This is a genomic window from Enterococcus sp. AZ084, from assembly GCF_051714905.1.
Lineage (GTDB): Bacteria > Bacillota > Bacilli > Lactobacillales > Enterococcaceae > Enterococcus_B > Enterococcus_B pernyi.
In genome coordinates this window covers 1,692,978-1,707,269 of the sequence record NZ_JBIOSS010000001.1, presented here as the reverse complement: position 1 = coordinate 1,707,269, position 14,292 = coordinate 1,692,978, and the positions used below count along the sequence as shown (strand labels likewise).

Genomic DNA, 14,292 nt, shown 5'->3' with positions numbered 1-14,292 from the left:
ATTGACAAATATGTTTAGTAAACAGTATACAGGAGTTAGTTAAAAAGTAAACGGTTTCTAAAAATTTGTGAGGTGAAGAAATGAAAAGACAATCATTGATTGCATTCGATTCGGAAACAAATGTTTTTCATTTGTCGAATCCATTGATTTCTTATGTGATGAAAATTGAAGAATCTGGCGTGTTGACCCATGTTCATTTTGGTAAAAAAGTGAGTAACTATACCGATAACAAAAAATACCCAAGAAGAGATCGTGGTTTTTCAGGAAATGTTCCTTTGCATGATGAGCGGGCATTTTCAAAAGATACGCTGCCACAAGAATTTTCGGGACACGGAAGTATGGATTATCGCATTCCAGCCACGATCATCACACGTGAGAATGGCTCTAGCTTGCTTGATTTAAGATATGAAACGTATCAGATCATCCAAGGTAAACCAAAACTTCCAGGGTTACCACAAACCTATGTATTGGATGAACAAGAGGCACAAACGTTATGTGTTACATTGAAAGATCGCGATTTACCAATTTATGTAGATCTATTTTATACGATCTATGAAAAACGAGGGGCCATCGTTCGATCTGCTAAGTATCGCAATCAAACGGAGCAAATGATCTGGTTAGATAAAGCAGCTTCTTTTCAATTAGATTTGACGAATTCGGGCAGATTTACTGAAGTGATCGCCTTACCTGGAGCCCACGCTAGAGAGCGTTTGATTTCGAGACAACGGATCACTGAGGGGGTGAAATCATTTGAAAGTCGACGAGGAAGCAGTAGTCACCAAATGAACAATTTTATCGCTTTGACACATACCCATACGACGGAAAGTCTTGGAGAAGCCATCGGTCTACAGTTTATCTATTCTGGCAATCATGCGTTCGAGATCGAAAAAGATCAAATCGATCAACTAAGAATTATTGGTGGCATCAATGCGTATCAGTTCAAATGGCAACTTTCAACCGATGAAGCGTTCCAAACGCCAGAAATGATCCTTTCTTATTCAGACGAAGGATTAAATGGCATGAGCCACATACATCATGAACTGCTGCGAGAACGTGTGGCACGTGGGAAACATCAGTACGAACCACGTCCAATCTTGGTCAATAATTGGGAAGCGACTTATTTTGATTTTACTAGCAAAAAAATCGAAGCACTGATCGATGAAGCAGCAGCGTTAGGTATGGAAATGTTCGTCTTAGATGACGGCTGGTTCGGAAAAAGAGATGCAGATACTTCTTCTTTAGGAGACTGGTTTGAGTATGAAGGGAAATTGGCGAATGGTTTGAAAGGCATTGCAGATTACGCCCATGAAAAGGGCCTAAAATTTGGGCTATGGGTAGAGCCTGAAATGATTTCGATCGATTCTGAATTGTATCGTCAGACGCCTGATTATTTGATGCAAGAACCAGCACGAACGCCTGCGGCATCTCGGTCGCAATTTGTTTTGGATTTTACACGAAAAGAAGTGCGAGATTCGATCAGTCAGCAATTACGAAAGATTTTGGATGAGGTACCGCTCGATTATGTGAAATGGGATATGAATCGCTCCTTATCAGATGTTTACTCTGCTTACGTGGAGAATCAGAATCAAGGAGAGGTCTATCACCGGTATGTTTTAGGATTATATGACCTTTTAGAAGAGTTGACCACAGCTTACCCAGATATTTTATGGGAAGGATGCTCAGGTGGAGGTGGCCGTTTTGACGCAGGAATCCTTTATTATATGCCACAATCCTGGACAAGTGACAATACCGATGCAATGGAACGGATCGATATCCAATATGGCACGAGTCTCGGCTATCCCATCTCATCCATGGGTGCCCATGTCTCCGCATCACCTAACCATCAAAGTGGACGTGTGACAGATTTAAAGACACGCGGGGATGTAGCGATGAGCGGGGTATTTGGTTATGAACTTGATTTGACCGCATTAGACGAACAAGAAAAGAGAATCATCAAAGAACAGATCAGCACGTATAAAGAAATTCGTCAAACCATCCAACAAGGAAAGTTTGACCGCTTAGAAAATCCCTTTGAACAAAACATTGCGGCGTGGCAATTTGTTTCTCCAAATAAAAAGGAGATCGTTGTCTTTATGGCACGACGATTAACTTCTGGACAACCGCCTTTTCATGAAATCCGCTTGGTTGGTTTGGAGGAAGGGATGTATCGTGAACGTAAAAGTTCATTGATTTATTCAGGCTCGGAGTTAATGACGATGGGGCTTTATCTCCCTGATTTTCACGGAGATTTTCAAACAGAAATGTTTCACTTTGAAAAAATAGCTACAGGAGAGGAAAAAGAAAATGCAAGCATCAATTGATTGGTTAGATGATCCCCAAGTTTTTCGTGTGAATCAGCGAAAGGCACATAGTGATCATACGGTCTACGGTTCAAAAGAAGAAATAAAAAGTCAAAGTTCCCGACTACAGTCGCTAAATGGTGAATGGCGCTTTTGTTTTTCTGAAAATGCAGAAAAACGCCCAAAAGAGTTTTTTGAACAAGATTTTGACGATCGTTCATTCGACACGATTCATGTGCCTGGCCACATTGAACTCAGTGATTTTGATAAGATCCATTACATCAACACGATGTATCCTTGGGAAGGTCATGAGTTTCGTCGTCCCGCTTATACAACTGCTTCAGAAAAGGAAATGGCAGGGATGTTCTCTCAAGCGGAAGAAAATCCAGTAGGGTCCTATGTTACGACTTTCCAATTAGCAGAGGGACTGAAGGGAAAAGATGTCACGATTCGTTTTGAAGGTGTCGAACAAGCCATGTATGTGTGGTTGAATGGTCATTTCGTTGGTTATGCAGAAGATTCATTTACACCGTCAGAATTTGATTTGACTCCTTATCTAGAAGAAGAGAATCGTTTGGCAGTCGAAGTCCACAAACGTAGCACAGCTGCCTTTTTAGAAGACCAAGATTTTTTCCGTTTCTTTGGGATTTTTCGAAATGTCGTCTTAGTTGCTCGTGGCAAGAATCATTTAGAAGACTTGTGGTTACGTCCCCAATTAGATGACACGTATCAAAAAGGAAAATTGGATGTGTCCTTATCTTTTGAAAATCTTACAGCTGAAAGCGACTTACAGGTACGGGTCCTTGATTTAGACAAACAAACGATCTATGAAGAAAAGCATGAGATAGGCGAAACAGTGCAGCTCAGTATTGATTTAGGTGAAGTGGTATTATGGGATCATTTTGCGCCGAATCTCTATACCGTTGAAATTGAAACCAGGGACCGTGACGGAGTGACTGAATATGTCGAGTATCCATTCGGATTTCGCAAGATCGAGTTAAAAGATAAAGTGATGTATCTGAATGGGAAACGTTTGATCATCAATGGCGTCAATCGTCATGAGTGGAGTGAAAAAACAGGACGTGCGATCACTTTAGCTGACATGGAAAAGGATTTGGCAGTGATTAAAAATGCCAACATCAATGGCGTGCGGACCTCACATTATCCCAACCAGATTCCTTGGTATTTCCTCTGCGATCGAGCAGGTATCCACGTGATGGCAGAAACCAATTTAGAATCACATGGGTCATGGCAAAAAATGGGTGCTTTTGAGCCATCCTATAATGTACCAAGAGGAATTCCGCAATGGCGAGAAGTGGTGCTAGATCGAGCAAAAACCAATTTTGAAACCTTCAAGAACCACACCAGTATCTTGTTCTGGTCCTTAGGCAACGAGTCTTATGTAGGGGAGAATATTCGCTTGATGAATGAATACTTCAAGACCGTTGATCCAGACCGCTTGGTGCATTATGAAGGGAATTATGTTGATCCCGCATTTGAAGCTTCGGTTTCGGACATGAAAAGTAGTATGTATGCGACGCCTGAGGCGGTCGCTGAATATCTAGAAAACCAAGCGGATAAACCATACATCTTGTGCGAATACATGCACGATATGGGGAATTCTCTAGGTGGATTAGGTTCTTATATGGCACTATTAGACAGATATGAGATGTACCAAGGTGGTTATATTTGGGACTTTAAAGATCAAGCACTTGAGGTACTTGATCCAGTAACAAATCGAAAAGTCATGCGTTACGGCGGCGATTTTGATGATCGTCCAAGTGATTATGAGTTTTCGGGAAATGGCATCGTTTTTGCAAATGGACAAGAAAAACCAGCATTACAGGAGGTAAGATACTATTATGGCAAATACAGCTCCTAAATTGAGAATCATTTATGGCGACTGCACTTTAGGAATCAAAACAGAAGAAAAACATTATATCTTTTCCTACACACGAGGCGGTTTGGAATCCCTCAAAAAGAATGGGAAAGAATGGCTTTATCGTGAAACGCAACCGACTTTTTGGCGAGCATTGACAGATAATGATAGAGGAAATGGCTTTGGTTATCGCTCTAGTATGTGGCTTGGTGCAGGGTTGTATCTAAAAGTGGAAGCCATCCATGTTGCAATAAACGACCAATCAATCGAACTGCCGATCGCACCAGTCAATAATCGTTATAGCAACCAAGAGTATGCGAATACAGTCGAGATCACTTTCACATTGGCAGTCAATACAACCCCACAAACGACCGTCGATATGACGTATCGTGTCAACGAACAAGGGGATCTACACGTGAACATGTACTATCATGGCAAGAAAGGATTACCCGAACTGCCAGTATTAGGCTTTCGCATGATTATGCCAACAAAAGCCACTCATTTCGATTATGAAGGCCTGTCAGGTGAAACTTATCCGGATCGTAAAGCTGGTGGCGTACCAGGGGTCTATCATGTGGATGGCCTGCCGATCCCACCTTATTTAGTGCCACAAGATTGTGGCGTCCATATGGATACCAAGTGGTTAGAGATCACGCGCAAGACAACCTTGAATAATGCAGATAAAAGTCAGGAAGAGTTTTCCTTACGATTTGAACAAAAGGATTCGCCATTTGCTTTTGCGGCATTACCATTCAAAGCAGAAGAATTAGAACAGGCGACACACATGGAGGAACTACCACCGGAACGGCGAACGGTTGTCACGATGTTGGCGAAAGTCCGAGGAGTCGGAGGGATCGATTCATGGGGAGCAGATGTAGAAGAAGCCTATCATATTAGTGGTGAAGAAGACCACGAATTTAGTTTTATCATTAAATAATGTAAATCAGAACATCAAAAATAGGACCCACTAAAGATCCGCAGAATGGATTTTTAGTGGGTCCTATGAGTTGCGGTTGATAATTAAAGGTCAAAAAAGAAGTAGTTCACCTGATTTTCTGAAGGGATTGTTTCTGTCTCCACGTTCATTCAGTTTTTACTCTCTTTTTTGATGATTGGTAACGTAATCGTTACCGATGTACCCACACCAACTACCGAATCAATGTGTAAGCCATAATCTTCACCATAAAGTAATTGGATTCGTTCATGAACATTTTTGCTACCGATACCTGAAAAATAGTCTCTGTTTTTCGTTGGTTGTTCCGTATCAAAGCCATCACCTGTATCCATGACTTCAAACGTCAATTTATTCTCTCTGATCATCCCATACAAAGTGATGAAGCCATTTTTCTTCGTTTGGAACGCATGCAAATAAGCATTTTCGATGATCGGTTGGATAATCATATTGGGCATATATAAAGAATAAAGTTCCTCTGGTACCATGATTTTGGTTGAAATTGCATCACCGTAGCGCAGTGTCAAGATCGCAATATAACTTCTCACACTGTTCAGTTCTTCTTCTACAGGGATAATTTCATTTTTATTGCCAATCGTACTGCGCAAGAGGTCGATAAAACTGTCGATGCCTGCGACGGCTTTTTCATTTTCTTGTTGCCACACTAAAAATTTGAGGCTAGTTAACGTATTATATATAAAATGAGGCTGAATCTGTGCTTGCATCGCTTGTATCTCTAATGTTCGTTTTTTCTTTTCATTTTGTAAAGATTGCGTATGATTGTCACTGATCGTTGTTAGCAGCTGATTGATCGTAGTAGCAAGTGTCCGGATCTCATACGTCCCTTGGATCGGAACAGAAGCTGCTACCGGTTCTTTGATTTGGTTCAGGGAATCCACTAATTGATAGATGGAGCGAGTGTTGCGATTCAAATAGGTCGCTACTACGGTACCGCCTAAAATCAGTGTTCCAATATTATAAAGGATGATCGGAATGATGACATTCATTTGATCGGCGATCGAGTGGACATTGACCTCACTGACCAAAGCCGAGTTTTGTCGATAAAGCGGTAAACGAGTGATCCGCTGATTGGCTTTAGTCAATGTCTCGTGTTCGACTAACTCATCAAATGAATCAAAAGTTGTTCCAATGCGGTTTTCAACATTGGAAGCAAAGATTTTTTTCTCATCTGTCACAAAATCGATTTGCGTGATTTGCGGATCGACCGATTGGCTGAATATTTTTGCCAACTCATCAGAAGTGATGGCTACGACAGCATAACCATAAGTTTGGTTCAAAGTAGATCTAAGCTTTTTGATAAACAAGACACTTGGTGAATGTTGATCGCGTTTCGTCAGTCCGAACTGAGTAAAGACCATTTGTGTCGCTGTTGGATTCTCATTGACTTTCTGGATCAACTCTAATTGGAAAAAGTCATCAGCAGTGAGATCACTCACCATGTCGTTACTAATGAACATCCGACCATTTTCCCCAAAAAGAAAAATATCATCTTTGATGTTTGGAAAGATCGGTGCCAATGAATCATTCATTTTTTGCACCGTCCGTAGTTGATTGATTTTCTCCAAAGTCGTTTGTTGGCCTTCTTTGAAATACCCCTCTACAGCAGAGCTTTCAGCCAATAATGTCAACGTGTTCTCTATATTGTCATTCAATGTTTCAAAATCATGTTGGATCTTTTGTAAGGTCATTCGATTGGATTGATCGAATTGTTGGATGTAGGCGTCTCTTGAGCGTTGATAAATGAACAAAGAAATCGTCGCTGCTTGAGTGAATAAAGCAATAAAAAGAATGATCAAAAGTTTGGTCAATAGCTCGTGTTCTCTTAGCTTTTTAATCATACGGTCAGTATTCCTTTACGATATTGTGAAGGGGTCAAGCCAGTTTCTTCTTTGAATACCCGAGAAAAATAACCAAGTTCAGTAAATCCAGTTTGCTGACCGATATCACTTAACGGAAGATTCGATTCTTTCAACAATAGTTTTGCATGGTTGATACGGACTTTTTTTAAGTACTTCGTAAAATTGATCCCATACTTTTCTGTAAAGATCGTCGATAAATAACTATAAGAAAAATGATATTTTTCGGATAGCGTTTGTAGACTGATGTCTTGATGATAATTCTCTTGGACATACTCATAGATCAACGTCAACACATCTGAGTTGTCTTTTCTGAATGTAGTGGTGACTTCACGTAATAACTTCGTCGTGTTATTGACGATCAAGACCAAATCATCCCACCGTTCTGCTTGCGTGATCTGTGCTGGAATCGTGATTTTTAGTGTCATGATTTCTTTTCTTTTTTCATGTTCGTCCGCGATCGCATTGATCAAGGCATAGAGTCGATTGATGATCTCGTGTTTCAAATAGCTTGGTTGCAATCGTTGATCAAGTACCTTACTCATGTAATTGTCCAATTCTTCGATGGCAGACGAAAAATCTTTGTTCATGATCTTGGTCAAATAACTTTTTGTTTGTTGTTCATAAGAAGAGAGTAGGGGAGATAATAGCTCTTCACAAATAACGCAGTGATCTGTCAGATAAAAGTGTTGTCCGCTACTTTTTTGTTTTAATGTAAGGAATTCAGAATAAAAGTTTTCAAAATCTAGTGTATCAGATAGAACATAGAGACAAGAATCTGCCTGGTGCTCTTGCTGAAATCGTTCAATCAACTGATCGAATGCCTTCTTCGAAGCGACATTGACAAAATAACCAATATCATTTGCTGTCGTAGAAAAAGGGAAGACAGAGGCGAGCTGATTTGTATATCGTGGTGCTTCTGCAATCAGTTGTTCACTCCGACGCTGTTTTTCCGATTGCTTTTCTTCACAATAGACTAAATAAAAGTAGTCATGTGGGAATTTTTCGCGTAATATACCTAAATCAAGAGAAGTTCCGGACAAATAATTGCTCAGTAGTTGACTCATTTTTTCGAGTTCTGTCAAACGTGGTTTCTTTACTTCTGTAGATTGTTCCACCAGACTCTTTAGAGAAGCTAAAAACTCAGTAGGACTCAATTTTGGTTTAAGCAAATAATCTGAGACGCCTTCTTTGAATGAATCTTTGACCAATTGAAAGTCATCATAGCTAGATAAAACCAAGATTTTTGCTTCAGGTTGTTCCTTCTTGATCAATCGAGAAAGTTCGATACCATTTAAATCTGGCATCATCAAATCCGTTACGATGATATCAAGAGGCTGATGCTTAATGAATTCAAGCGCTTCTAATGGTTTTGAAAAGGCCCCTTTGAGATGGAAGTCGTGCGCTGGCCAATCGATCAGGGTACTTAGACCAGAGAGAATGGTCTGTTCATCATCGATCAATACGATATTTTTCAATGTTTTTCCCCCTATTCCTTTGTTACGTAAGTTAAAAATACTGGGAAACGTTTACAAATGCAAGTCTAAAATTTCATTCACTAAATCAAAAGATGACAAAATTGTACTTTTTTCTTATTTTAGGATATTTTTCTTGAGAACGATCGATGAGGAAGAAAACGCTTGCAAGTCTGTTATGATAAGCATGTAAGAAAAAACAAACACTAAAAAGGGTGGGTATAAAAATGAAAATAAAAAAAATCTTAGCTAGCGCTTTCGTCCTAACAGCAGCAGTTACACTTTTTGCCGGTTGTGGCAATTCTTCCAGTGATGCTTCGGGAAACGAAGATAAAGTAACAGTCTGGGCATGGGATGAAGCCTTTAATATCAAAGCCGTCAATGAAGCCAAAGAGTTTTACGAAAATGAGGATGTTGACGTAGAAGTAGTGACGATGTCTCAAGATGATATCGTACAAAAACTGAATACGGCATTAGCTAGTGGAAATACAGATGGTTTACCAAATGTTGTGTTGATCGAAGACTACCGTATCCAAGGGTATCTGACCTCTTACCCAGATGCGTTTGCTGATTTGACAGATATTGTGGATGAAAATAACTTTGCTGCATATAAATTTGCAGTCAACAAAGTTGACGATAAAATTTACGGTGTACCTTTTGACTCAGGTGTGACAGCCAATTTCTATCGGACAGATATCTTAGAAGAAGCTGGTTATTCGGAAGAAGATATGAAGAACTTAACATGGGATGATTATTTACAAGTTGCACGAGATGTCAAAGAAAAAACAGGGAAAAAAATCTCTGAAGTCAATCCTTCCGATTTAGGTCGAGTGCGCATGATCATGCAACAAGCAGGAGAATGGTATACCTCGGAAGATGGAGAAACAGTGACGATCGAAAATAATGAATCATTAAAATATGGGTTAGAACTCTTTGCTACCTTGCTTAAAGAAGATCTAGTCGAACAAACATCTGACTGGAATGCTGGGGTGACGGCGGTCCAATCAGGAGCTGTTGCTTCTACACCAACTGGCGCTTGGTATTCTTCAACCATCCAAGGGGCAGAAGATCAATCAGGTAAGTGGAAGATCGCACCGATTCCTGCTCTACCTGCTAACATGCAAAAAGCACAAGCTTCCAACTTGGGTGGTGCCGGCTGGTATGTGATCAAGGGCGTAGCTGGTGAAGAAAATGCGAAAGACTTCTTAGACAAGACATTCGCAACGAATGAAGAATTGATGGGCAAATTAGCAGAAGAGATCGGTTTAGTATCGACTATGTTGAGTGCAAATGACCAAGAAGCTTATCAACAGCCGTCTGAGTTCTATAGTAATCAAAAAGTATTCGATGACTTTTCAAAATGGACAGCAGAAATCCCTGAAGTGAACTATGGTCATGAAACTTATGCCATTGAATCTGTTGTGGCGGAATCCTTGAGCCGAATCATCAATGGTGAATCAGCAGACAAAGTTTTGGCAGATACGCAAAAACAAGTCGAAGCTCAGTTAGCCAATTAAGTCATATCCAGCGTCAATAGTAAACCGATTATGAATGGAATAACAAAGAAATAAGTGGCGATTTCTTCAAACGGATCAACGAGAGTATTGTTCTTTCGTTTGAAGGTATCGTTTATAGAATAAGCAATTAATTGAAACACGTATGGGGACAGTCACACCGTTAGCTATCCTGTATAACTTTAGCAATGGTATTCGAAAAAATAAGAAGTTCCGCTCGTTTGCTATTCTCTGCCCGATGGCGCCAATCATTGAGGCAGTGGTTCAAAGCTTAGAAGAAAATAACTAGCAATTTTGTCTGACTTTCTGTGAGGCATGTATTTCTTCAACATATGTGTAATGAAAGTGGGGAATAATATGAAACAAAAGGATCTATTTAAAAATGGCAACGCGTTTTTAGTCCTTCCAGTGATCATGATCTCGATTTTGGTTTTTATACCAATGGTGTTAGCGCTGATCACCTCTTTTCAAAGTGGACCTCCGGTAAACATGACATTCAACGGATTAGGAAATTATCAACGAATGTTAGGAGATTCAACTTTCCGTAAAGCCTTTTTCAATACTTTTTTATACTTATTAGTACAGGTTCCTGTCATGTTGTTTTTGGCCTTGTTTATTTCCAATCTATTGAATGATAAAAAATTGAAGTTCAAAGGATTGTTCAGAACAGCGATCTTCTTGCCATGTATTACCTCAATGGTCAGCTATTCTTTGATCATGAAAAGTTTATTTTCCCAATCAGGTTTAGTCAATAACCTTTTAGTTGGAATTGGCTTGATCGATAACCCGATCGGTTGGTTGACTCATCCATTCTGGGCAAAAGTATTGATCATTATTTCCATCACATGGCGTTGGACAGGGTATAATATGATTTTCTTTTTATCTGGTATGCAAAACATCGATCCAGAAATATACGAAGCTGCTGATATTGATGGCGCATCAAGATGGCAACAGTTCATTAAAATCACGATACCTAACTTGAAACCAATCATTTTGTTCACATCGATCACTTCAACGATCGGTACCTTGCAATTATTTGATGAGGTACAAAATATCACTGGTGGTGGGCCAGCAAATGCCACGACGACATTGTCACAATATATCTATAATTTGAGTTATAAATTCACCCCGAATTTTGGTTATGCCGCAGCTGTTTCTTTCGTTATCGTACTATTTATCGTCTTGTTATCAGTGATTCAAACTAAAATAGGGAGTGAGAGCAAATGAGAGAAATGACAAGTAGTCAACCCCGGTCAATGACAAAAAAGCAAGTGAGTATCGGACAGTTACTCTTAAGCATTTTTAAATATACCTCTTTAGTCATCGTTTCCTTTATTTCAATTTTTCCGTTTGTTTGGATGATTTTAGGAATGACGAATACAGCAGTCGATATTAGTTCAGGTAAACTGATGATCGGTGAGAATTTAGTGATCAATTTTCAAAATCTCTTTTCGAATGACTTGAATTTTTCACGCTCTCTACTTAATTCTGCAATGATCGCTGTGGTTACAACGATTTTTGCTTTATTGATCTCTTCCATGGCAGGTTATGGCTTTGAGATCTATAAGAGTAAAAGAAAAGAAGTCGTCTTTAATATTTTGTTATTATCGATGATGGTCCCTTTTGCGGCATTGATGATCCCGCTATATCGAATGTTTTCACAATTGAATGGTACGATATTAGGAATCAATAGTTTTCTAGTCGTCATCTTACCTTCAGTAAGTACCGCTTTTTTGATTTTCTTTTTCCGTCAAAACGCGAAATCCTTTCCTAAGGACCTAGTAGAGGCGGCACGTTTAGATGGTCTTAAAGAATTAAGTATTTTCTTTCGTGTCTATTTACCAACAGCAAAAAATACGTATGCCGCAGCGGCGATCATCACGTTTATGAGTAGTTGGAACAATTACCTCTGGCCTTTAGTGGCATTACAATCTCCAGACAAACGAACAGTTCCATTAGTATTATCAGCCATGGGGGCATCCTATACACCAGACTATGGCATGATCATGAGCGGACTGGTGATTGCGACCTTACCAACTGCACTCGTGTTTTTCGTTTTACAAAAACAATTTGTTCAAGGGATGATTGGTTCTGTCAAATAGACAGAAATAAGCCTGAAATTTCATGTTCAGGCACTATCACTTGAATGATCAAAAATATGAAAAACGTTATCGTTAGATTTACAATATGCGGATAACTTTTGTTATAAAATAAACTTCTTAAAGATAAGCGATAAAAGCCAGAAATAGTTTATCTATTTCTGGCTTTTATCGCTTATCGCATGTAGTTTAGCCTTTTTTTGCAAAGACAAAAAACAATAGTCGTTGATTTTTTTGATGCTCTAGTTAGTTTGTTGCTGTTTTTTTTACCGTTTTTACATAAAAATGGTATCGCTTACGGTTTTTCCTCGTAAACTTACTTTTAATCAGGTAAACTAGAAGTAAGGAGGAGGATATATGAAGAAAAATTTTAGAGAAGTAATCATTGCGATCATGCCCATGACGATATTGATCGTTATCCTGACCTTTGTATTTGCACCATTAGATGTTGAAACCATGGGAAGATTCATTTTAGGAGCAATCATGATGATGGTTGGTATGAGTCTCTTTTTGTTTGGTGCGGATTATTCGATGATGGAAGTTGGTGATTTAGTCGGAAAATATATGATCAAAAAGAAAAGTCTACCAATCATTATTAGTTTGGGTTTTCTGATTGGCATCGTGATCACGATTGCCGAACCGTCTGTACAAGTATTGGGTCAACAAGTATTTGATATTTCGGATGGAGAGATTGGTCGAGTCTTATTGATCGGTATAGTCAGTGTGGGAACCGGCGTATTTTTAGCTTTTGCACTCCTACGAGTCGTATTTAAACTGTCGTATTATCGATTGATGGTGATCGGTTATCTTGCGGTACTTATCGCTTCCTTTTTTACAAGTAATGAATTTATGCCCATTGCTTTTGATGCAGGTGGAGTCACGACCGGCCCAGTGACCGTTCCGTTTATACTAGCCTTGGCTGGTGGAATGACAAGCATGATCCGCCAAGGAAAAAATGAAAACGATAGCTTTGGCATGGTTGGTATCGCCTCACTTGGTCCTATCTTGGCTGTCATGATCCTGGGGGTGATCTTCCAATGAATTTTTTGGTCACTTTTTTTACAGGTATTGGACAAGTTGGATATGAAGTCATCCTTGCGGTGGCACCGATCGTGATCCTATTTGTGCTAATGAACGTTCTTTCATTCAAATTGAGGAGAAAACGTTTTGTTGATATCATGAAAGGTTTTTTGATCACAACTATCGGATTGATTTTATTTTTACATGGTGTAAATGTTGCTTATGTGCCAGTGGGACAACACCTGGGGAGTGCAATTGCTTCTTTAACGAATAATCAGATCCTGATCCCTTTAGGGTTTGTTATGGGATTTTTAGTAGGTTTTGCAGAACCAGCCATCCATGTGATGGTCAAACAAGTCGAAGAACTAAGTGAAGGTCGGATTCATGCAAAAGTCATGTTAGCAGTGATCTCGATTGGGATCGGTTTAGCAGTCGGTCTGTCCATGTGGCGCTTATTAGCTGGTTTTTCTCTTTATTATTTCTTAGTCCCTGGATATGGCTTAGCTTTTGTCTTAGGTGCAAAAGTTGACAAGATTTTTCTATCGATGGCTTTTGATAACGGTGGTGTCGCCACAGGACCGATGTGTTCTACCTTTATTTTGTCTATGAGTGTGGCAATCGCCACACAGATCGACGGTCGAGATCCAATTATTGATGGATTTGGTGTGGTGGCAATGATCGCATTGACACCGATACTATCAACATTAGTCTTAGGGTTCATTTATAAACAAAAAGACAAAAAAGATCAGAAAAACAAAGAAAAATTACAACAAATGGAGGAACAACAATGAATGATTTAGTCGCACTAAATCTCGAGATGATCGTCACGATCGTGGATGGTGGCATTGGGGAAGATGTGATCGATTACTCAAAGAAGGCTGGCGCATCAGGGGGGACGATTTTACATGGACGTGGTTCTGGAGTCCATGACACAGGAAAATTCTTAGGGTTGGATATCTCACCGGAAAAGGATATCGTCCTGACATTAGTACCAGATAGTTTGACAAATGAAGTGATGGATGCGATCGGAAAAGGCATCAAGATCGATGTTCCGGGCAATGGTATTTGTTTTAGTATTGATATCGATAAAGTGATTGGCATTACAAAAATCCATCAATATCGCGAAGTCGTTGAAATGAAAGATTTATTAGAAGATAATTGAAACTCATCCAAATG

The 14,292-nt window shown here is 39.5% G+C and carries 10 protein-coding genes and 1 pseudogene; 9 read left to right on the top strand and 2 right to left on the bottom strand.

What is annotated here, in order from left to right; genetic code table 11:
- Positions 1-80: 80 nt before the first annotated feature.
- Genes IGI79_RS07860 through IGI79_RS07850 form a run of 3 tightly spaced genes read left to right on the top strand, consistent with a single transcriptional unit; the run spans position 81 to position 5,116 of the window.
- Positions 81-2,321: an alpha-galactosidase gene (locus IGI79_RS07860; protein WP_438845817.1), complete on the top strand. Its 2,241-nt coding sequence runs from the start codon at positions 81-83 to the stop codon at positions 2,319-2,321.
- Entirely contained in the window at positions 2,305-4,182 is a 1,878-nt protein-coding gene (locus IGI79_RS07855; protein WP_195273113.1) for a glycoside hydrolase family 2 TIM barrel-domain containing protein, read from the top strand. Before IGI79_RS07860 ends, IGI79_RS07855 begins: the two co-directional genes overlap by 17 nt.
- Positions 4,163-5,116, top strand: a complete 954-nt coding sequence (locus IGI79_RS07850) for a beta-galactosidase small subunit (RefSeq protein WP_195273112.1) — start codon at positions 4,163-4,165, stop codon at positions 5,114-5,116. The genes IGI79_RS07855 and IGI79_RS07850 overlap by 20 nt, the downstream gene beginning before the upstream one ends.
- Positions 5,117-5,265: 149 nt before the next feature.
- Here the strand turns inward: IGI79_RS07850 and IGI79_RS07845 are convergent, their stop codons facing one another.
- Together IGI79_RS07845 and IGI79_RS07840 are read right to left on the bottom strand one after the other, a co-directional pair.
- Positions 5,266-6,990, bottom strand: coding sequence for a cache domain-containing sensor histidine kinase (locus IGI79_RS07845; RefSeq protein ID WP_195273111.1), 1,725 nt, complete (start codon positions 6,988-6,990; stop codon positions 5,266-5,268).
- Positions 6,987-8,486: a response regulator transcription factor gene (locus IGI79_RS07840; protein ID WP_104776862.1), complete on the bottom strand. Its 1,500-nt coding sequence runs from the start codon at positions 8,484-8,486 to the stop codon at positions 6,987-6,989. The genes IGI79_RS07845 and IGI79_RS07840 overlap by 4 nt, the downstream gene beginning before the upstream one ends.
- 224 nt (positions 8,487-8,710) lie before the next feature.
- Between IGI79_RS07840 and IGI79_RS07835 the strand changes: the two genes are divergently transcribed.
- The 6 genes and pseudogenes from IGI79_RS07835 (at position 8,711) to IGI79_RS07810 (ending at position 14,278) form a co-directional block, all read left to right on the top strand.
- Positions 8,711-10,000 carry an ABC transporter substrate-binding protein gene (locus IGI79_RS07835; protein ID WP_019723956.1) on the top strand — a complete coding sequence of 430 codons (1,290 nt, stop codon included), beginning with the start codon at positions 8,711-8,713 and terminating at the stop codon, positions 9,998-10,000.
- Positions 10,001-10,354: 354 nt separating this feature from the next.
- Positions 10,355-11,224 (top strand): carbohydrate ABC transporter permease, encoded by an 870-nt coding sequence (locus IGI79_RS07830; protein ID WP_019723957.1) that lies wholly within the window; start codon positions 10,355-10,357, stop codon positions 11,222-11,224.
- A gap of 68 nt (positions 11,225-11,292) precedes the next feature.
- Positions 11,293-12,099 (top strand): annotated as a pseudogene (locus IGI79_RS07825) (carbohydrate ABC transporter permease); the annotation flags it as partial.
- 354 nt (positions 12,100-12,453) lie between these two features.
- Complete coding sequence (locus IGI79_RS07820) at positions 12,454-13,137, top strand: DUF1538 domain-containing protein (protein WP_065096342.1); 684 nt, start codon at positions 12,454-12,456, stop codon at positions 13,135-13,137.
- Positions 13,134-13,907, top strand: coding sequence for a DUF1538 domain-containing protein (locus IGI79_RS07815; protein ID WP_019723996.1), 774 nt, complete (start codon positions 13,134-13,136; stop codon positions 13,905-13,907). Before IGI79_RS07820 ends, IGI79_RS07815 begins: the two co-directional genes overlap by 4 nt.
- Entirely contained in the window at positions 13,904-14,278 is a 375-nt protein-coding gene (locus IGI79_RS07810) for a P-II family nitrogen regulator (RefSeq protein WP_019723997.1), read from the top strand. Before IGI79_RS07815 ends, IGI79_RS07810 begins: the two co-directional genes overlap by 4 nt.
- Positions 14,279-14,292 lie beyond the last annotated feature (14 nt).